The organism is Corynebacterium sp. LaCa_23 (assembly GCF_058182375.1).
This window is the reverse complement of record NZ_CP190825.1, coordinates 920,979-940,471: the sequence shown is the minus strand read 5'-3', so window position 1 is coordinate 940,471 and position 19,493 is coordinate 920,979. Positions and strand designations below refer to the sequence as shown.

Annotated in this window: 17 protein-coding genes; 7 read left to right on the top strand and 10 right to left on the bottom strand. The window is 59.2% G+C overall.

Features of this window, described 5'->3' with window-relative positions:
* Positions 1 to 3 precede the first annotated feature (3 nt).
* The 5 genes from nrfD to ACP8IT_RS04630 all read right to left on the bottom strand — a co-directional run bounded on the left by nrfD (position 4) and on the right by ACP8IT_RS04630 (position 7,505).
* Entirely contained in the window at positions 4 to 1,119 is a 1,116-nt protein-coding gene (nrfD, locus tag ACP8IT_RS04650; protein ID WP_490290488.1) for an NrfD/PsrC family molybdoenzyme membrane anchor subunit, read from the bottom strand.
* Entirely contained in the window at positions 1,116 to 2,174 is a 1,059-nt protein-coding gene (locus tag ACP8IT_RS04645; RefSeq protein ID WP_126318732.1) for a 4Fe-4S dicluster domain-containing protein, read from the bottom strand. Before ACP8IT_RS04645 ends, nrfD begins: the two co-directional genes overlap by 4 nt.
* Complete coding sequence (gene fdnG, locus ACP8IT_RS04640; protein WP_490290486.1) at positions 2,175 to 5,450, bottom strand: formate dehydrogenase-N subunit alpha; 3,276 nt, start codon at positions 5,448 to 5,450, stop codon at positions 2,175 to 2,177.
* Between the two features lie 47 nt (positions 5,451 to 5,497).
* Complete coding sequence (gene pcp / locus ACP8IT_RS04635; RefSeq protein WP_023030924.1) at positions 5,498 to 6,139, bottom strand: pyroglutamyl-peptidase I; 642 nt, start codon at positions 6,137 to 6,139, stop codon at positions 5,498 to 5,500.
* Between the two features lie 250 nt (positions 6,140 to 6,389).
* Positions 6,390 to 7,505: a thermonuclease family protein gene (locus ACP8IT_RS04630; protein ID WP_490290485.1), complete on the bottom strand. Its 1,116-nt coding sequence runs from the start codon at positions 7,503 to 7,505 to the stop codon at positions 6,390 to 6,392.
* A 469-nt stretch (positions 7,506 to 7,974) separates the two neighbouring features.
* Here ACP8IT_RS04630 and ACP8IT_RS04625 point away from each other — a divergent pair, with 469 nt between their 5' ends.
* Positions 7,975 to 9,336: a dicarboxylate/amino acid:cation symporter gene (locus ACP8IT_RS04625; protein WP_278723989.1), complete on the top strand. Its 1,362-nt coding sequence runs from the start codon at positions 7,975 to 7,977 to the stop codon at positions 9,334 to 9,336.
* A 45-nt stretch (positions 9,337 to 9,381) separates the two neighbouring features.
* Here the strand turns inward: ACP8IT_RS04625 and ACP8IT_RS04620 are convergent, their stop codons facing one another.
* The 3 genes from ACP8IT_RS04620 to ychF form a co-directional block, all read right to left on the bottom strand.
* On the bottom strand, positions 9,382 to 10,296 hold the full coding sequence (locus ACP8IT_RS04620; RefSeq protein WP_490290484.1) for a cation diffusion facilitator family transporter: 915 nt from the start codon (positions 10,294 to 10,296) through the stop codon (positions 9,382 to 9,384).
* A 306-nt stretch (positions 10,297 to 10,602) separates the two neighbouring features.
* Positions 10,603 to 11,136, bottom strand: a complete 534-nt coding sequence (locus ACP8IT_RS04615) for a type 1 glutamine amidotransferase domain-containing protein (protein ID WP_490290483.1) — start codon at positions 11,134 to 11,136, stop codon at positions 10,603 to 10,605.
* 98 nt (positions 11,137 to 11,234) lie between these two features.
* Positions 11,235 to 12,320 (bottom strand): redox-regulated ATPase YchF, encoded by a 1,086-nt coding sequence (ychF, locus tag ACP8IT_RS04610; RefSeq protein WP_005282143.1) that lies wholly within the window; start codon positions 12,318 to 12,320, stop codon positions 11,235 to 11,237.
* A 29-nt stretch (positions 12,321 to 12,349) separates the two neighbouring features.
* Between ychF and ACP8IT_RS04605 the strand changes: the two genes are divergently transcribed.
* The 3 genes from ACP8IT_RS04605 to ACP8IT_RS04595 all read left to right on the top strand — a co-directional run bounded on the left by ACP8IT_RS04605 (position 12,350) and on the right by ACP8IT_RS04595 (position 15,822).
* Positions 12,350 to 13,837: an AI-2E family transporter gene (locus ACP8IT_RS04605; RefSeq protein ID WP_034653586.1), complete on the top strand. Its 1,488-nt coding sequence runs from the start codon at positions 12,350 to 12,352 to the stop codon at positions 13,835 to 13,837.
* 36 nt (positions 13,838 to 13,873) lie between these two features.
* The gene (locus ACP8IT_RS04600; RefSeq protein WP_284609613.1) at positions 13,874 to 14,944 is read left to right on the top strand and encodes a DNA recombination protein RmuC; all 1,071 of its coding nucleotides are present in this window, start codon (positions 13,874 to 13,876) and stop codon (positions 14,942 to 14,944) included.
* 65 nt (positions 14,945 to 15,009) lie between these two features.
* Positions 15,010 to 15,822: a DUF6542 domain-containing protein gene (locus tag ACP8IT_RS04595; protein WP_232018390.1), complete on the top strand. Its 813-nt coding sequence runs from the start codon at positions 15,010 to 15,012 to the stop codon at positions 15,820 to 15,822.
* 78 nt (positions 15,823 to 15,900) lie between these two features.
* Here the strand turns inward: ACP8IT_RS04595 and ACP8IT_RS04590 are convergent, their stop codons facing one another.
* Complete coding sequence (locus ACP8IT_RS04590) at positions 15,901 to 16,851, bottom strand: 4-hydroxy-3-methylbut-2-enyl diphosphate reductase (protein WP_005280054.1); 951 nt, start codon at positions 16,849 to 16,851, stop codon at positions 15,901 to 15,903.
* Positions 16,852 to 17,004: 153 nt separating this feature from the next.
* Between ACP8IT_RS04590 and xseA the strand changes: the two genes are divergently transcribed.
* The 3 genes from xseA to ACP8IT_RS04575 are packed head-to-tail and all read left to right on the top strand — an operon-like array spanning position 17,005 to position 18,929.
* Positions 17,005 to 18,246, top strand: coding sequence for an exodeoxyribonuclease VII large subunit (gene xseA, locus ACP8IT_RS04585; RefSeq protein ID WP_284609612.1), 1,242 nt, complete (start codon positions 17,005 to 17,007; stop codon positions 18,244 to 18,246).
* A 24-nt stretch (positions 18,247 to 18,270) separates the two neighbouring features.
* Positions 18,271 to 18,549 carry an exodeoxyribonuclease VII small subunit gene (locus ACP8IT_RS04580; protein ID WP_005280052.1) on the top strand — a complete coding sequence of 93 codons (279 nt, stop codon included), beginning with the start codon at positions 18,271 to 18,273 and terminating at the stop codon, positions 18,547 to 18,549.
* Positions 18,549 to 18,929, top strand: coding sequence for a hypothetical protein (locus ACP8IT_RS04575; protein WP_005280051.1), 381 nt, complete (start codon positions 18,549 to 18,551; stop codon positions 18,927 to 18,929). Before ACP8IT_RS04580 ends, ACP8IT_RS04575 begins: the two co-directional genes overlap by 1 nt.
* Here the strand turns inward: ACP8IT_RS04575 and ACP8IT_RS04570 are convergent.
* A complete protein-coding gene (locus tag ACP8IT_RS04570) occupies positions 18,913 to 19,482 on the bottom strand; it encodes a DUF4245 domain-containing protein (protein ID WP_034658361.1) in 570 nt (189 codons plus the stop codon). The genes ACP8IT_RS04575 and ACP8IT_RS04570 overlap by 17 nt on opposite strands.
* Between the last annotated feature and the right edge of the window lie 11 nt (positions 19,483 to 19,493).

Sequence of the window (19,493 nt, the reverse complement as noted above, 5' to 3'; positions counted from 1 at the left end):
TCGCTAACCTGCGCTGAGCACGTCGGTGGCAAGCCCTTGCTCGCGCCGGCGCCGCTCCGCGCGGCGTTTTTGCGGCCCCATTGTGGTAGCCGGGTTCTTGACCGCTTCCAAGCCCGCATTGAGCACGCCAAAGCGCGTGCACGCGGATCCGGCAAGCAATGAAAGGCCCGCAGCCACAGACACGGCGCGGGACTTCGTCGCCGCCGCCACCGCGCTGCCCACGCCGCCAGCGGCAATCAAGTATTCCGAGGCGCGCATAAGCTTTCCCGGCGTGCCGTGATGCAATTCCTCGCGCGGCTCCGGCTCCATATTGCTTTCTAGCACCTTCGTCGCCGCGATATCGCTGGCCGCAGCTGCCATGCCCAAGGCGCGGGCGGGCCCGGCGTGCTTTACCGGAGTGGTCACCATCGCCAGGCCGGAGGCCGCTGCCGAGGCCGAGGACACAAAGACATAGGGCAAGTGCCGCTTCATGTCATTCCATACCGGGTTGGACGTATTGGACAGCAACACCGCCGTATATCCGGCCAACGGGCCGCCGAGCACGCCGGTTATCACCCCGGCCGGAGTCGCGGCCTTGCCTAGGCTCGCGCGCAGCCACTTCGGCAGCGGCAGCTTCCGCTTGGTCGCGTCATCTATCTCTATCACGGCAGGAATGGCCGCCGCGGTGGAAAAGCCCGCGAGTAACCACGATCCGAGAGACATCGGCGAGGTCACCTTGAAGACGCGGAACATATTCAACGCGCGTTCCGGCCGGCCTAGGTCCAAAATCAAAAAGACCGATCCGGCGGCCGCCGCGCCAAAGGCCGCTACCCGCGTGGTCCGGCGCAAAGGTGCGTTGCCTGCGGCCTGTGCACCGGTGGCGAGAAGACCCGAACCGCCGGCAATACCGCCCAAGAAGAAATACCCACCGATGGGCCACTCCCACGGCGGGGCCTTAACTACCGGCCTGCCGTAATAGGAAGAAAACTCGAAGTCTTCTGCCATCCGCTCCTCTTTGGAGCCATCCTGCGCACCCGCACCCGGGCGCTTGCGCTTCTTCTTGCGCTTCGGCCCATCGAAGTTGCGGTAGCGATTCGGCCGCTCCGGCTGCGGTGGCCGGTACTCATCAAAACCGCTCATTTGCGCCCTCCAATCAAAAAGGAACCCGCCACGGCCAGCGCCATCCCGCCGATGGCCTTGGCCGCGGTCTTATACATGCTCGGCAAATCCGCGGTGGGCACGCGCGGATCCGGCGGCAGGCCATAGACCTCTGGCGAATCTAGCAATAAGAAGATAGAGCCGGTTCCGCCCACGCCATCGTTATCATTGGCGCCGTAGAGCCGCGCCTCCGTTATGCCCTGTTCGTGCAGGACGCGCACGCGATCCTTCGCCGCGGCCAGCATGTCCTCATAGGTACCGAACTGGATGGAATCCGTGGGACACGTCTTGGAACAGGCCGGTTGCTCGCCCTGTTTCAGGCGGTCATAGCACATGGTGCACTTCTGAGCGACGCCCACATTCTTAATCGGCATCGCCTCGCCCGGCGTGTGATCCGTGCCTTGGGGTTTGCGCTGCTTGAGCTTTTTCAGCACATTAATACCGGCGTGCGAATTATCCTGATAATCCACCGTCGCGGTCTTATCGTATTTCAACGACACCCCGCCATCATCGCGGCGTTCGATGACGCCGAAGGGGCAACCCGCAACGCAGGTTCCGCAGCCATTACACACATCATCTTGGACGACCACGGTGCCAAACTCGGTGCGGAAGAGCGCACCCGTGGGGCACACGTCCAAACACCCCGCATGCGTGCAGTGCTTGCAAACATCCGAGGACATCAACCACCGGAACGTATCCGTATCCGGCGGAGTGGTATCGACCTCGTCAGGCTTTCCACCGATGGTGGGCATGCCCAGGGAAATAAGCTGTTTTCCCTCTTCGCGCGCCTTCTCAATGCGGTCATTGTTTTGCTCCACGAAGGCGACGTGCCGCCACGTATTAGCACCCAAAGCGCCGGTGTTGTCATAGGAATTACCGGTGACGTCATATCCCTCTACCGGGTTGCGGTTCCATTCCTTGCACGCCACCTCGCAGGCCTTGCAGCCGATGCACACGGACGTATCGGTGAAAAAGGCCATGCGGCGGTAGGAATCATAGCCGTGCCGGCCCGCGTCCTCGGTCAGTAGATTAGTCATTTACTTACCTTCTTCGCCATTACTTGCCGTCTCGCCGTCACTACTTTCCGCCCCAGGCTGGCCATGCTTTTCGGGTTCCGGGTTATAGGTAAACGAGTCAGGAACCGACAACAAATCATTGCCGGAATCCACACTTAACTGCGCCCTCTCCTGGTACTGCTTGAGCAGCTTCAAGCGACCTTCTCCCCTTGGCCGGCGGCCCGGTTGGATATCGCAGGCACCAATCTTTGAGTTCTGAATGAACACATTCGGCTCGAGCGTAAGGCCCAAGAGATCGTTAGCGCCGTCGCCTGCCACAGCGGTGGTCTCGGACTCGCCGTAGTGGAAGGGCAAGCCAATCTGGTGGAATTCTTCCCCATTGATCTTCAGCATCTGCATGCGATCGGTGACCAAGACCTGCGCCTCAATCACACCGCGCGGCGAGATAATCGTTGCCCACTCGCCATTTTCCAAGCCGCGCTTTGCGGCCAAGTCCTTATCCACCTCGCAGAATAGGCCCGGCTGCAGCTCCGCCAAATAAGGCAGGCGGCGCGACATCGCACCCGAGGTGTACATCTCCGTAAGGCGGTAAGTAGAAAATACGAACGGGAACACCTCCGCACCGGGCATGCCCGGTTCTGGGCGCTGCAGGTTATCCGGGCGTTTGATGGTCAAGCGCGTCGGCGATTGCTGCTGCTTATACAGCACGTTGGTCACCGGGGACTCCTGCGGCTCATAGTGGGTGGGCAGGGGGCCATCGGAAAGCCCGGAAGGCGCAAAGAGCCAACCGCGACCGTCCGCCTGCATGATAAAGGCGTCCGTGCCATCGAGGGCGTCCGGACCGACGGCATCGGCAGGAGCCTTGTACTCTGGCGACTTCGTCACCGGGAAGTCAGGGACGTCATCGCCTACCCACTTGCCCTGGGCCTCGTCCCACCACACGTACTTCTTGCGCTCGGACCACGGGGTGCCATCCGGCTTAGCCGATGCCCGGTTGTACAAAATGCGGCGGTTAGCAGGCCAGACCCAGCCCCACTCGGGCGCGACCTCGTTCTGCTCCGAACCCGGGACCTTGCGCGCGGACTGGTTGACGCCATCCTTGTACACGCCGGTGTAGATCCAGCAGCCGCCGGAGGTCGTGCCGTCATTCTTCATCTCCACGAAGGTGGGCAAAAGCTCGCCCTTCTTGGGCCCATCCAGGTAGTAGCCGTTGATCTCTTTGAGGACGTCCTCCGAGTTCGGCTCGCCTTCCTCATTTTCCACGTAATCCCACGTCACCTTCTGGAGCGGGAGATCGCGCGGATCGGTGGAATCGCGCAGGCGTTCCTTCAGCTTTTTACCCAGCTGGTAGAAGAACCACAGATCGCTCTTGGCATCGCCTGGCGGCGGTGCCGCTTGGAAGCGCCACTGCAGCATACGTTGGGTCTGAGTAAAGGTACCGGCCTTTTCCACGTGGGTGGCTGCGGGCATTAGGAAGACCTCGGTTTCGATGTCTTCGGTCTTCAGCTCGCCGTTTTTAATCTCCGGCGCATCCTTCCAGAACGATGCGGTTTCGATTTCCTGGAAATCGCGTACGACCAGCCACTTCAGCGACGCCAAACCGCGGCGCTGCATGCCGCCATTGGACTGCGCCACCGCCGGGTTTTGGCCGAAGACGAAGTAGCCATCTACCCGACCATTGAGCATGGCCTGCAGGGTTTCATAGGTAGAATGCGCGCCGGAAATGCGCGGCATGAGGTCATAGCCCCAGTTATTTTCCTTGGTAGCCGCATCTCCCCAGTAGGACTTCATCAAGGACACTGCGTAATTCTCGCCAATCTGCCAGAAGCCCTTTTGGGACTCATCCCGGATCTCATCCACAAATTCCGGCCACGTCTGCTTTTCCACGCTCGGCATGGGCAGGTAGCCAGGCAGGGAGTGGAAAAGGGTCGGGATATCGGTGGAACCCTGAATGGAGGCATGCCCGCGCAGGGCCATGATTCCGGAGCCCGGTCGGCCCACATTGCCCATCAAAAGCTGCAAAATGGCAGCGGTACGGATGAACTGCGCGCCCAAGGTGTGCTGGGTAAAGCCCAACGCATAGGCGAAACACGTGGTGTGTTCCGGATCAGAATTCTGCGCAATGGAATCCGCCAGGTAGTAGAAGTCTTCCTGCGCGATGCCGCAGGTTTCTTCTACCAGCTCAGGGGTATAACGCGCATAATGGCGCTTGAGAATCTGGAAAACCGAATTCGGATGCTCCAGGGTGTCATCGCGCTCGACATTCCAGGAGGAACCTTCCGGTTTTTGCACGTATTGCCACGAATCGGTCACGTACGTGCCGGTTTCCGGGTCATAGCCAGAAAACAGCCCGTCCAGTTCCTCGGTGTCCTGGTAATCCTCCGAGATGATCATCGGCGCATTGGTATACGCGACCACATAATCGCGGAAATACAGCTCATTTTGGAGCATGTAGTTGATAACAGCGCCCAACAACACCACGTCGGTACCGCCGCGAATGCCAATGTGGCGGTTAGCAAACGCAGAGGTACGCGTATACCGCGGATCCACGTGAATAATGCGGGCACCACGCTTTTTGGCTTCCACGACCCACTGGAATCCCACCGGGTGGCATTCAGCCATATTCGAACCCTCGATGACGATGCAATCAGCATTCGCCATATCCTGCAGCGGTTGGGTCGCGCCGCCGCGGCCAAACGAAGTTCCTAAACTAGGAACTGTGGCGGAGTGTCATATGCGCGCTTGGTTTTCGAGCTGCACCGCACCGGCAGCGGTAAAAAGCTTCTTAATGAGGTAGTTTTCCTCATTATCCAAGGTCGCACCACCAAGGCCAGCGACACCCAGCGTGCGGTTCAACGTCCGCCCCGAATCATCGGTGTCTTGCCAACCATTCCGGCGCGCTTCCAAAAAGCGATCCGCGATCATCTCCATCGCGGTGTCTTCATCCAGCTCCTGCCACTCGGTAGAGCGCGGGGCACGGTACTTAATCTTGGTCAATCGCGTTGCGGAGTTGACCAACTGCTCCGACGCCGAGCCCTTGGGGCACAAACGTCCGCGCGAAATCGGCGAATCTGGATCGCCCTCAATCTGGATGACCCGGTCATCTTTAACGTATACGCGCTGGGCACAACCTACCGCGCAATATGGGCACACGGATTGCACCACGCGGTCAGCTTCCACCGTGCGCCCGTGCTTTTCCTTACTCTTGGTTGATTGCGTATTGATATCCCTGCCAAAGGGATCGCCGCTACGCAGCTGGCGCACCACCGGCCAGTTGAGAGGACTTAAGCGAGACATGACTTTAAATCTATATTTGGGCGGAAAATTTCTCTAGCAAGGTGACCCTAAGCGCTTTTCGCCACGGCACTAATCGCGCGCTCCACGCCCTGCACGACGTCCGTAAGCTCCAGCATCGGGCTGTTTTCTTTAGCCTGTTCCTTAATAAACGGCACGTGGATAAAGCCTGCTTTTACCTGCGTATCTTTGAAATGATGCAGCAGGCCATAGAGCAGGTGGTTGCAGACGAATGTTCCCGCCGTGGTCGAGACTTGCGCTGGAATCTCGGCCTCCTGAATCGCTGCAACCATTGCCTTGACTGGCAGGGTGGAAAAGTACGCGGCCGGGCCACCTTCAACCACTGCTTCATCGCTGGGCTGGTTACCCGCATTATCCGGAATAGAAGCATCCGCCAAGTTGATACCTACTCGCTCCGGAGTGATATGGCCGCGCCCGCCGGCCTGCCCCAGGCAGACCACCGCGTCCACATCTTCTTCCTCGGCCACAGCAATTGCCTGCTTCAGTGCTTCACCGAACACTGTTGGCACAGGATGCTTAATAATCTGCGCGCCACCGATTTCATCCGGCAAGCGATCCAGCGCGCGTTCCGTAGGGTTAATTTCTTCGCCACCAAAGGCATCAAAAGCAGTTACCAGAATCTTCATCATTCCAGTATGACAGCTGACGGCGCCCCGCTGCTTTGATTCCACGCTGTCCTCTTAGTTTCCTCGTGGTGCCCCACCGCCCTTCGCGCTCACCGGCGGCGACCTTTTAGCGGGGCGCTGTGCTCGCGGTGAGCGCGAAGGTGAAGTGAACAAATTCGAACGGACGGGCAGTCCGCTAAATCGGATTCTAGGGTGCGCCTCCCACCCCCGCCCTTCGCGCTCACGGGGAAGCGCTAGCTCAAACCGTCTGGTCTTCGCGGTGAGCGCGAAGGGCGGGGTGGTGAAAACTGAGCAGCTAACCGATTTGTTGCTTGGTCATGCAATCAATCTTCGCGTAAGCACGGCCCTTCTTATCCACGGAGGTAAAGGCGTAGTTGCCGCCGTATGCGCGACACCCGGTGTAGGTATCCACGCGTGGTGCCTGTTGCGGCTGCGGGACCATGTACTGGCTTCCGCCGCTGTCCGAATTGGATTCTGCGGCGGGCGCTGTGGCGTCTACATGTGACTCTTCTTCTACCCTCAGCCTCTCACGTTCGGCCTCTCGCGCCGCTGCCTCACGCTCAGCAGCCTCTTGGCGCTCGCGCTCTTGTTCCTTTCGCTCCTCTTCTCTTTCCTTTTCCCGCTTGGCGGTCTCTACCTGTTCCTCAATTTCTTCTTCATGTTCAGATAGCTCTTTCTCCAGCTGTTTTGCCAAGCGCTCTGGGGCCTCTGGATACGCGGCCTTTTGGAACTCGCTGCGATCATCGCCACGGCCGCGCAAAGCGTCCAGCCCCTTCCGAGCAGCGTAGATCTGGGCAAGAGCCTTTGCGGCCCCACCGTCGTCGCTGTCGATGTTGGCAGCAATAATTCCGATCCCAGCGGCAGCAGCCGTAGCACTTTTAGCTTGCTGAAGTGACTCTGCCATATCTTCATCGCTGGACACTTGGCATTCATCAGAAACCCCGAAGACTCCCGTGCCCTTAGTCCGCGGACCGCTTTCTGCTTCTTTTACCTCGTTATAGAACTTGTCATTAGCGCCAATCTTTTTGGCAACCGCAAGCCCCTCAGCAGCAATGTCTGCATTTACAAGATCGCCTCCAAGAAAGACACCGGCCAATGTGCGCCCATACTTATCAGTCTTCTCCTCGTCGTATTCCAGTGTCACCTCGGTTCCTTGTGGCAATCGACCTTCGAGGTACTCCTTGGCTTCTTCCGCTAAGCACTCGCTGGGCTTCCCATTGCGCCCGATTTCGGGAGTATCGATATTGAGGAGTCGAACCCTTGTCTTTTCGCCATCAAGCATGACGTCTATGGTGTCGCCATCGATGACGCGATTAACCACTGCGCGCTCATCACTATTCGCTACACCGACTCCCATCGACACCACGCCACCGAGTACGGCAACGCCAATTAACGGCTTTATCCAGCCCATGCCTCTACCTCCTGTAAAAGAAATAAGAGTAAAGGTACCAGGAGGTTCACGGGCTACCTATTGGGTACACCCAGCATCTTGTTTGCGCCATCCCCCTCTCCCCACCCTTCGCGCTCACGGGGGATAGGAGCGCTAACCGAAATGGGTCTCGCGGTGAGCGCGAAGGGCGGGTTACAGGATGAGAATTGAAGGGTGGGGTTGTGGGGTGGGGTCGGAGGATGAGGGATGAAGCGCGGGATCGGCGGATGAGGATTGAGGGGCGCAGATTGAATGGCTCGGTGTGGGTGAGAGCGTAAACAGGTGCTGAACTGCTTAGTCTACAAAGCAGTCTTAACGGCATCGCAGCTGGAAACGAGACCCTTTTTCCTTGTGGTTTGACGCATGGAATAAAGTAAGACTGGTCGAAGTTGAACAGAACCGTACTAAGAAAATAGTCAGACCTGTTCAGTTGATTTCTAAAGGACGTTCTATGACACAAAAAGTTTCCTCTCGCTCCAAGCTCCCTAGCTGGGCAACGGGGTTTGGCGCGCAAGTCATTGCGGGCCTTATCATCGGCCTTATCCTGGGACTGATCGCATCTGGCATGGATACCGATCCTGATAATCCAGGGTGGCTGACCAACCTGCTCAGCGGTGTGGGTGGCGCCTATGTCCAGTTATTGAAAGTCATGGTTCCGCCGCTCATCTTCGCCGCGGTGGTCACCTCTGTGGCTAACCTGCGCAAGGTTGCCAATGCCGCATCCTTGGCCGTTTCTACGTTGATGTGGTTCGCCATTACGGCGTTCTTCTCCGTCATCGTGGGCATCGTCGTGGCATTGGTCATGAAGCCCGGTGCCGGCGCGAGCGTCGATGCATCCGCTGCAAAGGATCCATCGAGCGTCGGTTCGTGGACTGCCTTCTTCGAGCAGCTGCTCCCTCAAAACTTCATCGGGCTTACGGCCTCTGCTAGCGATGGCGAAGTTACCCTCAACTTCGGTGCGCTTCAGCTGCTGGTTATTTCCTTAGCCATTGGTATTGCCGCCGTACAGACCGGTAAGGCAGCCGATCCGTTCTTGCACTTTACGGAGTCCTTCCTCAAGGTCATCCAGAAGGTCCTGTGGTGGATTATCCGCCTGGCACCGATTGGTACCGCAGCTCTTATCGGTAAGGCCGTTGCTACCTATGGTTGGGACGCACTTGGCTCGCTGGGCAAGTTCGTCCTAGCAATGTATGTGGGTCTGGCCATCGTCTTCGCCGTGGTCTACCCTGCGGTGCTGAAGTTCAACAATATTCCGGTCAAGGGCTTCTACAAGCGCATCTGGCCGGTAACCTCCTTGGGCTTTGTCACCCGTTCTTCCATGGGTGTTATGCCCGCAACGCAACGCTTTAGCGAACGCGCCTTGGGCGTTCCCACCGAGTACGCGTCCTTTGCAGTGCCCCTCGGCGCTACTACGAAGATGGATGGCTGCGCCTCCGTCTACCCTGCTGTTGCTGCGATCTTCGTCGCGCAATTCTACGGCGTAGACCTAGACTTCACGCAGTACCTGCTCATCATCTTCGTCTCCGTTATTGGTTCTGCTGCTACCGCGGGTACCACTGGCGCGACGGTTATGCTCACGCTGACCCTGTCCACGCTGGGACTGCCATTGGCTGGCGTCGGTTTGCTGCTGGCCGTCGAGCCCATCATTGACATGGGCCGTACGGCGCTGAACGTCACGGGTCAGGCATTGTGTGCGACGGTCGTCGCCAAGCGCGCAGGCATCCAGAACCAAGAGGTCTGGGATGAAGCCGAAAATGGCGTCAAGCACATCATGGAGGAAGATTCCGACGAGGAAGTAAGCGTCAACGCTTAATAAATCGCGAACGAAGGCCCAGGGCAGTACGCCTTGGGCCTTTATTTATTGCCGGAATGGAAGTGGGCGGCGATGCGCGACGCCGGCTGGCTCCACGTGGATAAACACGCTGCATCCGGGGAAAAGCTGGTCGAGGGCGACTTCGACGTCGTCGGCGATCTCGTGCGAGTATAAAACGCTCCAGTTCGCCGGCACCTCCATGGTCAGGTAGACCATTCTTTGCCTGCCGGAGGCTACCGTGCGCCGGTCCGTGAAGGTCACGGCCTTTTCTTTTTCCAGTTCAGTTAAGAGATCCCAAATCTGATCCTGCTCTTCTTCCGGGAGGGCTTCAGAAAGCAGGCTGCTGACGGATTCGCGCAAAATCTTAAATCCCGTCCACAAGATATTGATGCCAACGGCCAAGGCTACAAGCGCGTCGAGCCACAGCCAGCCCGTAAGATACACCGCAGCCATGCCTGCGAGGACGCCGACAGAGGTCCACACATCCGTAAGCAGGTGGTGGCCATCGGCATTCAGCGTCGCGGAACGGTAGCGCTTGCCCGCCTTAATCAAGGCCAAGCCGACGCCCAAGTTGAGCAGCGAGGACAAGAGCGACAGCGCTAAGCCCCAGCCGCCTTCTTCAACGGGCTGGGGAGTAATGAGGCGCTGGATCGCGGTGTAGATGATGGCCCCTGCGGCGAGGAAGATCATCGCGCCTTCTACCAACGCGGACACATACTCGGCCTTGCCGTGTCCAAAGTGGTGATTGTGATCGGCGGGCTTGGCGGAAATGCGCAAGGCGCAATAGCCCGCGATGGCGGCTGCGAGGTTCACGAGGGACTCAAGGGCGTCAGAGAAGAAACCTACCGAGCCCGTTAGCCAAGCCGCCAGGGATTTCAAGATAATCGTCGCCACCGCCGCGGCGATGGACAACATCATAAAGCGCTCTAAAATGCGCTGCTCAGAACTTAGAGAAGACAAGGTCTACTACTCTCCCTTCGGCAACCAAAATCAGTCCGAAGGTCTCGTTCGCATCAAAGGCATCGATGCTGAGTGGCCGGGCTTTGAAGCCAGTGTGTCGACCAGTCATCGCGGCGCAATAGGCGCCGTAGGAACTACTCCCCTTCTGAGGTCATAGGTTAGCAGACAGAGGGAAGGGGAAAAATACAGCCAATGCCTGGATCCTCTCATGGGCCCTTGCAGCCGCTAGAGACGAAAAATCTCCCTACGAACCAGAAGGTTTCTCACCATCTGGCTCGTAGGGAGTAATGAAGGGGCTAGCCTAATTTAGTGCTGACCCTCTGCGAACTCTTCAACCAACTTCGCGTTGAATGCAGGCAGGTCATCCGGGGTACGGGAGGAGACCAAACCCTGGTCGCAGTGGACCTCCTCGTCAACCCAGGTAGCACCTGCGTTGCGGAGATCGGTCTGCAGGGACGGGAAGGACGTCAAGGTACGGCCGTTGAGTACGTCTGCATCGGCTAGGATCCAACCGCCGTGGCAGATGGCACCCAAGGGGCGGTCCTCGCCCATGTGCTTGCGCACGATACTAACGGCTGACTCGTCCAAGCGGATGAGGTCGGCGTTATTGGTGCCGCCAGGCAGGATGATGCCATCGAAGCTCTCACCCTCGGAATCCTTGGTCGTAGCATCAACGTTAATCTCGGTGCCGTTCTTGCCCGTAATGGTGCCAGCCTTAGGTGCCAATACCTTTACGGTGGCGCCAGCCTTCTGCACGGCCTCCAGCGGAGAGGTCAGCTCGGAGTCTTCAAAGTCATTGGTAGCAATGATTGCGATCGTCTTGTTTTCTAGCTCAGCCATTATTATGACCTCCTTATTGTTGTTAAGTACGCAAATAGGATAACTCTAAATTCGCGCACTCGCCACGTCTACTCCCGCGACCTGCAACAAGCTAGGATTTAGCCACCGATCTTGAAGTCACACACGTCGCCATCGTGCATGATGTAGTCCTTGCCTTCTTGACGGACCTTGCCGTTGGCGCGCGCTTCGGCCATGGAGCCGGCGGCAACGAGATCGTCGAAGGAGACGATTTCAGCCTTGATGAACTTCTTTTCAAAGTCGGTGTGGATAACGCCAGCGGCCTGGGGTGCGGCAGCGCCTTGCTTAATGGTCCACGCCCGGGCTTCCTTTTCACCGGCGGTGAGGTAAGTCTGCAGGCCCAAGGTGGAAAAACCGGCCTTGGCCAAGGTAGCCAAGCCAGGCTCTTCTTGCCCTACAGCCTCGAGCAGCTCGCTTGCCTCGTCCTCATCCAGCTCCAAGAGCTCAGACTCGGTCTGTGCATCGAGGAAGACGCAATCTGCTGGGGCGACGAGCTGGCGCAGTTCGTCCTTCTTGGCGGCATCTGTAAGCACAGCCTCATCCGAGTTAAAGACGTAGAGGAAGGGCTTAGCCGTCATCAGGTGCAGCTCGCGCACGAGGGAAAGATCGATCTCGCCGGTCTTGGCGGCGGCGAAGAGGGTACGGTCATCTTCCAGGATTTCCTGCGCCTTCTTGGTTGCCTCCACCACTGGTGCCAAGTCCTTATTCTTCCGGGCATCCTTTTCCAGGCGCGGCAGGGCCTTCTCGATGGTCTGCAGATCCGCCAGAATCAGCTCCGTATTAATAACGGAAATGTCGTTGCCGGGATCTACCTGGCCATCGACGTGGATGACATTGTCATCAGAAAAGGCGCGAACCACCTGGCAGATGGCGTCGGCCTCGCGGATATTGGCTAGGAAGGCGTTACCCATGCCCTCGCCCTGCGAGGCGCCTGCGACGATGCCGGCGATATCCACGAAGGACACGGTCGCCGGCAAGATGCGCTCGGAATTGAACATCTTGGCGAGGGTGTCCAAACGGGGATCCGGCAGCTCCACCAAGCCGACATTGGGCTCGATGGTGGCGAATGGGTAGTTGGCCGCCAGGATTTCGGAACGGGTCAGGGCATTAAACAAAGTGGACTTGCCCACATTGGGCAAGCCGACGATTCCTAGTGTAAGACTCACGGGGCTAATCCTAACGCACCTACCACGTTATGAGGCAAGATGGTGGGGTGAGTTCTGATAAGCAACCTAAACCCGAAAAGCCGCAGGCAAGCCCGGGCGATAAATTGGACGGTGACTTCGACACCAGCCAATTGGACGATGTATCGCCACATCCCCCGGGCAATCAGGTCGATCGCTCCGTCATCGCGGGCGAAATGGTGAAGTCGACCTCCCTGTGGGCCGTACGCCTGCTGATCATCGGCGTTTTCCTTTTTGCGATCTATCACGTCCTGGGCAGCTTCTGGCAGGGCATCCTCCCGGTGCTCTTGGCCCTTATTATCTGTACCGTCTTAAACCCCATCGCGCGGTGGATGCGCACAAAGGGCCTGCCCGCGGGCCTGGCGGCGATTACGACGATCCTTATCTCCTCGGCCGCGGTCGGCGGGCTCATCGCCTCAGTGGCGCCGGACTTTATGCGGCAATCCCAGTCGCTCTACCTGCAAACGGTCTCCGGCATCCAGCAGCTGCAGCTATGGGCCCAGGGCCCGCCGCTGAACCTCGATAGCGACGATATGAGCACCTATATCGACGAGGCCGCGGGCTGGCTGCAGGAGCGCGCCGGCGTAATTGCTGGGTCGGTATTTACGGGCATCGGCAATGCCACCTCATTTTTCATCACGGTGTTCATCGTCTTGGTGCTCACCTTCTTCTTCCTGAAAGACGGCGCCAAGTTCCTGCCGTGGCTGCGCGATGCCACCGGCCGGCGCGCGGGCTGGCACCTTACTGAATTGCTCACGCGCGCTTGGAATACCCTGGGCGGATTCATTCGGGCACAGGCGGTGGTCTCGCTTATCGATGCCATCTTTATCGGCCTCGGCCTCGTTCTCATCGGCGTGCCCTTGGCGATGGCCCTGGCAATCATCACCTTCATCGCCGGCTTCATCCCGTTTGTCGGCGCCATCGTCTCTGGCGCGCTCGCGGTCGTTATCGCCTTGGTGTCTTTGGGCTTTACCCAAGCCCTGTTGGTCCTGGGCCTTGTCCTTTTGGTCCAGCAGCTTGAAGGCAATGTACTCTCGCCGTGGCTGCAGGCAAAGGCCATGAACCTGCACCCGGTGATTGTTTTGGTCTCCGTCATCGTCGGTTCCGCGCTCTTTGGGCTCATCGGTGGGTTCTTGGCCGTACCGACCGCCGCCATGATCGCGGTGGCTTATCGCTACGTGCAGGACATGATGAAGCTGCAGTCCGGGGAAAAGCACTCCTCTGAGCTCAATTACTCCACCGTCGCGGGCTATCTCATCGGCCGCTATACCGAAGAACAGGCACAATACAAGCGCGAGCAGTGGCGCAAGGTCCCAGAACACGCCAACCCCGATATCGCAGGCGCCGATGCCGCATCCGATGGCGCGTCTAATACGCTGGATGATTCCGTCGACGTCGATTCCACCCCGGAAGACTATGACGATCCGAGCATGCGCTCCAACCTGCGCCGGGCGCGAGATGCCTTCGAAAATCTTTTGAACGGAGATTCGAATAAATAGTCAGGCGTGTCCGCGCCGCGTGCCATAGTGGATCCCATGACTTCCACTTTGCCCGTGCTGCTGCTGTTCATCGGTCTCTTATTGGGCGCCGTGCTGGGGTGGTTGGCCCACTCCCATTCCGCGTCCCGCTCCGCGCCGAGCGAGGAGCACCGAGCGCTGCAGGAATCGCAGCGGCGCCAGGCCGAGCTGCAACCGCTAGAAAAGGCCATGGATAGACTGGGTTTCCAGCTACAAGAACTAGAAGAAGACCGCACCGCCCACTTGGCCTCACTATCTAGCCAAGTGCAGGCGGTGACCCGCACCTCGTCCCGGCTCACGGAGCGCACGGATCAGCTCGTTACCGCGTTGCGCTCGCCCAATGTGCGCGGCCGGTGGGGCGAGATTCAGCTAGAGCGCGTCGTCGAACTCGGCGGCATGACAAGGCACGTGGACTTCGATTCCCAAGTTTCAGCTCCCTTAAACGGCCGCATCGTGCGCCCGGATATGCTCATCAACTTGGCCGGCGGCAGGCATATCATCGTCGATGCCAAGGTCCCGTTTTCTTCCTACCTCGACGCGCTAGAAACCGAGGATCCAGAAGAACACGCCGGCTACTTACGACGCCACGCGCACCAGCTGCGCAGCCACATCCAGGCGCTGTCCCACAAGGACTATATTGAGGCCTTCCAGCCCACCCCGGAATTCGTAGTGCTCTTTGTGCCCGCGGATCCCTTCCTCGATGCGGCGCTGTCGGTCGATCCTGAGCTCATCGAGTTTGGTTTTGAACGCAACGTCGTCATCGCCACCCCGAGCTCGCTCTTCGCGCTCTTGCGCACGGTGGCCATGGGATGGCACCAGGAAGATATTTCCGCCAAAGCAAAAGAAGTCCAGCGCCTAGGCCGCGAGCTCTATTCGCGGCTCAATACGCTCTCGGAGCACTACGGCAAGGTGGGCCAGAGCCTCGAAAAGGCAGTGGAGGCCTATAATTCCACGCTCTCTTCGCTGGATTCGCGGGTGGGCGTGACCGCCCGCAAGCTCCACGAAATGGAGATTCCCGGCCGCACAAACCGGGCGCCTCGCGACCCCTCCCCCATTGATACGTGGCCGCGCGGGACAAATTATTCCTAAATTCTAGGCGGTTTCACTGCGTGGATATAGCCATTGGCCCGCGCCAGGCGGTAGGATTTTGCGACGTGTCACTAGCCAAACAACGAAAGCCTACCGCCGCGCAACGCCTAAGCATGCCGAGCATCTCGCTACTGAAAGGCCTTGGGCTATTGGCGGCACTTTTGATCACCGGCGCATTGATTTCCATTCTTGCCGGCTCCATAGGCTGGATGTACTTTGCCTTCCTCATCATCAGCTCGCTACTCATAGCGCTCATCGTTGAGGAACGGGGCTTATTCCTGTCCATCGCGTCCATCCCCATCTTTTACGCGGTAACCGTGGTGACGGCGGGAATCGTCATTACCAAGTCCAATACCCCGGAAGGCACCAGTTTTTCTAAGACGTCGCTGCTGACCTCCGTGTACCCGCTGGTCCAGAACTTCCTGTGGCTGCTTATCGCGGTTGTTGGAGCAACTGCAATTGGAGTCTTACGCTGGATGCGCTTCCGCAAGACCGCGCAGCGCGCCGTCAACCAGCAAAAGGTATCGCGGCGCGCGGACATGAAGCGGGACCGCCAAAACCGCGCTGAGCGGCTCTCCGTGGCGGAACTCATGGCGCGCGATAGAACCGAAAACGGACAGGTTCAGTCCCCACGCGCCTCCCGCCGCAGATCGCATGCACAGGCGCAACCGCCGCAGAAGCCGCAGGATCGCATCCGCGGACGCGACCGAGAAGAGCGCCGCCGCGAGCAACAGGCAGAACGCGAAAATCGCTTGCAGCCGGATCCGAACCGGCGCGCGGGGGACGTGATACCACCGGCTCCCGAACGAGGCCCCTCCTCTTCAGCAAAAGACGAGGCTGCCAAGAAGCAGCGGTGGGACGATAATCTCTATGAGTAAATAAAACCGTGAGCTCCCGGCGCTCTTTTACGAGGCCGCGGGGCTCACGGTTTTTCGTTGCCTGTAGGCGGTTACGCGCTAGGTGCGCGCGGGGCGCAGATCGCGCGGCAGCGCGAAGGTAATGGATTCGGTGGAGGTGGTCACTTGCTCCACGTCATTAAAGCCGCGATCATCCAAGTACTCGAGCACCTCGCGCACCAAAAGCTCTGGCACGGAGGCGCCACAGGTCACGCCAACGGTCTCTACGCCGTCAAGCCATGCTTCATCGATTTCTTCGGCAAAATCCACCAAGTGGGAGTCGCGCGAACCCGCCTCGAGTGCAACCTCTACCAGGCGCACCGAGTTGGACGAGTTCTTAGAACCCACCACGATCATCAGATCGCACTTCGGCGCGATGGCCTTGACGGATTCTTGCCGGTTTTGGGTGGCGTAGCAAATATCATCTGACGGCGGGTTTTGCAGGTGCGGAAAACGCTCGCGCAGCTTATTGACGATGACTACGGTCTCATCCACCGAGAGCGTGGTCTGCGAAAGCCAAATGAGCTTTTCATCCTGCAGGTAATCCGGCAGCTTGTCCACGCCGTCGATACCATCGACCAGGTGCGTAACATCGGGGGCCTCTCCCGCGGTGCCTTCTACCTCTTCGTGGCCTTCGTGGCCCACGAGGAGGATGTGGTAGCCATCGCGCTCAAAACGCTGGGCCTCCTTGTGCACCTTGGTCACCAAGGGGCAGGTGGCATCCAGGGTCAGTTGCTTGCGCTCTTGCGCCTGATTGCGCACCGCCGGGGAAATGCCGTGGGCGGAAAAGACGAGGTGGGCACCCTCTGGGGCCTCGGCGGCCTCTTCAACGAAGATGACTCCGCGCTTGGCCAAAGATTCAACGACATAACGGTTGTGGACGATTTGCTTGCGCACATAAATGGGTGCGCCGTATTTTTCTAGCGCCTTTTCTACGGTCTCGACGGCGCGGTCCACTCCAGCGCAGTAACCGCGCGGTGCCGCGAGGAGAACATTTTTACCATCAGTCATGCCTCCCAGAGTATCGAAAGGTAAAGCAAAACAATAGTAAGGCCTATCCAGCAGGGAAAGCGCCCATCTAGGCCACCCAAGCGGGGCGCCACGGGCCCTGAGCACCTACACTAAAAGGCACTGTATGGCGCTGTACAAGGAAAGGGTGGCTGCGTGAACCAACCGGCAAATACTCCAGAGACCCCGTGGCCCGTGGGCCAGGTCAATGACCAGGTGAAGGGATGGATCGAGCGCCTAGGATACCTGTGGGTGGAAGGCCAGTTAACGCAGATTAATTACAAGCCCACCTGGAAGCTGTCCTATCTCACCCTGCGCGATGTCCAGCAGGAAAAGTCGGTGCAATTGACTTGCTCGTCCTCAATGCTGCACAACTTGCCCACGCCGCTAAAAGATGGCGACCGCGTCATCGTGCACGGCAAGCCCGCCTTTTATGCCGGCCGCGGATCCTTTTCCCTGTGGACCACGGAGATCCGGCACGTAGGCATCGGCGATTTGTTGGCGCGCATCGAAAAGCTACGCGCGCAGCTTGCCGCAGAAGGCCTCTTTGATCCCGCGCGCAAGCGCCCGCTTCCCTACCTCCCGCAGAAAATCGGCCTGATTACAGGCCGCGGTTCTGCCGCCGAGCGCGATGTTATGGCAGTAGCCCGCGACCGGTGGCCGGCCGTGCAATTCCGCGTCATTAATACTGCGGTCCAGGGGGCGAATACCGTCCCCGAGGTGATTTCCGCCCTGCAGGAGCTCGACGCCGATGCGCAGATCGATGTCATCATCATCGCCCGCGGTGGCGGTTCCGTCGAAGACCTCCTGCCCTTTTCTGAAGAAGCCCTGCAACGCGCCGTCGTGGCCGCAAGTACCCCGGTGGTCTCCGCGATTGGCCACGAGCCGGATAGCCCGGTGCTCGATAACGTGGCGGATCTGCGCGCGGCTACCCCGACGGACGCCGCCAAGCGCGTGGTCCCGTCGGTAGCAGAGGAACGCGCGGTCATCGCTGAGGCGCGATCCCGCATGGCGGCGGCCTTGCGCGGCTGGGTGGAACGTGAGCGCCGTGGATTGAATAATATCCGCTCGCGCCCGGTGCTGGCCGATCCGATGACGCCCATCCGCGCCCGCCGCGAGGAGGTCGAGCGCATGCGCACGAGTATGCGCCGCGAGCTGCGGGTGCTGCTGGATCGCGAGACCCGGCACGTGGAGTCCCTGCGCGCGCGGGTTTCTGCTTTGGGGCCTTCGGCCACGCTTGCCCGTGGGTATTCTATTGTCCAGGTCTTGCCCAAAGATGGCAGCGATCCGGAGGTCGTCAGCTCTTATGAGCAATCACCGCCCGGCGCGCAATTGCGCATTCGCGTGGGCGATGGTTCCATCACCGCCGTGTCCATGGCCTCCCAGGCCGCCGATTAGCCAGAAATAGTAGGAGAATTGCTGATGTCAGATGAAACCATTGGTTCCGGCCAGCCGGGCCAGGATGCCTTTACTCCCGTAGAGGAATTGAGCTACGAGCAGGCGCGCGATGAGCTCATTGAGACCGTCAAGATTCTAGAGCTCGGCCAAATGGGCCTGGATGAGTCCCTAAAATACTGGGAGCGCGGCGAGGCGCTTGCCCGCACGTGCGAGTCCCACCTGGATGGCGCTTCCAAGCGCGTGGAAGATGCCCTAGAGAAGGCAGAAAACAACGAGCAGCAGGCCGAGGAGGGTGAAGAGTAGTGCAGATTTATGGTTACCCGGGAAAGCGGATTGATTTCGTATCCAAATCGGCATCGGCAGGCTCCATCATGGGCGGTGATTCCCGCGCGCTGGTAGAGGAGTTCTTCGGGCCGGCGCATACCAGCACCCAGGTTTCGGGCACCGAGGAGGAACTAAGCTACTTTTCCCGGTCCATCGTGCTGCTGCTTGCCGATGCCCACGTGGTCCAAGTCTCCATCTACCCGCAGCGTTCTCAGCGCGAGCGCGTGGATGTCTACCTAGAAAAGACGCGGCTGAGCGGCCTGGATGCCGCTGGCTTAGAAGAAGCCACCGGTAATACTGAAGGAATCACGGTGGAAGCGGACTCTGAGGGGCTCAGCGAGGTTACTTTCCGCTTATAGGCTTGGCCTTGATAAAGGCCTCGGTGGCGGCGGCGAATTCTTCATCGGGGGCCGCGCCAGAGATGATGAGGCGGGCATCGCCCAGGTCAACAATCCACAAGCGGCGCACCGAATCGTCATCGCTTGCCAGCACGCGCACCTGCTGACCGGCTACCTCGCGCGTAGAGTTCAGCCCGCGGTAGTTCGCATCGTATTTTTCGCCCGCGTCTTCTGCAGAAACCTGCGTTTGGGTGGATTCCACGTAGTTTCCGTCCGCAGTCAGCCAGCTGACGACGGTGGCTGTCTCGCCGCCTAGCTGCGAGCGGCGGGCCGCATTGGCCTGCCAGCCTTCAGGCATCTGGGGATCTCGGATGGCGCCAATACCGGCGCGGGCCTGCGTATCCAGGAAGGTCTCCTCGTCTACCTCTTGGACTGGGCCTTGCGCTGTTTCCGGATTGACCGAGCAGAGCCCGGTCGCGCCCACCACGAGCAACATCATGACGACCACTACGGATAGGGACAAAATGATGTCGCGAGCGCCTTCGAAAATCTTCGGTCTTTGTTCTGCTGCCACGCGCCTTAGTA

What these genes read in the sequence shown, in the direction of transcription:
- nrfD (WP_490290488.1), bottom strand. Translation starts at nt 1,119, where the DNA reads ATGAGCGGTTTTGATGAGTACCGGCCACCGCAGCCGGAGCGGCCGAAT.
- ACP8IT_RS04645 (WP_126318732.1), bottom strand. Translation starts at nt 2,174, where the DNA reads ATGACTAATCTACTGACCGAGGACGCGGGCCGGCACGGCTATGATTCC.
- ACP8IT_RS04630 (WP_490290485.1), bottom strand. Translation starts at nt 7,505, where the DNA reads ATGGGCTGGATAAAGCCGTTAATTGGCGTTGCCGTACTCGGTGGCGTG.
- ACP8IT_RS04625 (WP_278723989.1), top strand. Translation starts at nt 7,975, where the DNA reads ATGACACAAAAAGTTTCCTCTCGCTCCAAGCTCCCTAGCTGGGCAACG.
- ACP8IT_RS04615 (WP_490290483.1), bottom strand. Translation starts at nt 11,136, where the DNA reads ATGGCTGAGCTAGAAAACAAGACGATCGCAATCATTGCTACCAATGAC.
- ACP8IT_RS04605 (WP_034653586.1), top strand. Translation starts at nt 12,350, where the DNA reads ATGAGGCAAGATGGTGGGGTGAGTTCTGATAAGCAACCTAAACCCGAA.
- ACP8IT_RS04600 (WP_284609613.1), top strand. Translation starts at nt 13,874, where the DNA reads ATGACTTCCACTTTGCCCGTGCTGCTGCTGTTCATCGGTCTCTTATTG.
- ACP8IT_RS04590 (WP_005280054.1), bottom strand. Translation starts at nt 16,851, where the DNA reads ATGACTGATGGTAAAAATGTTCTCCTCGCGGCACCGCGCGGTTACTGC.
- ACP8IT_RS04580 (WP_005280052.1), top strand. Translation starts at nt 18,271, where the DNA reads ATGTCAGATGAAACCATTGGTTCCGGCCAGCCGGGCCAGGATGCCTTT.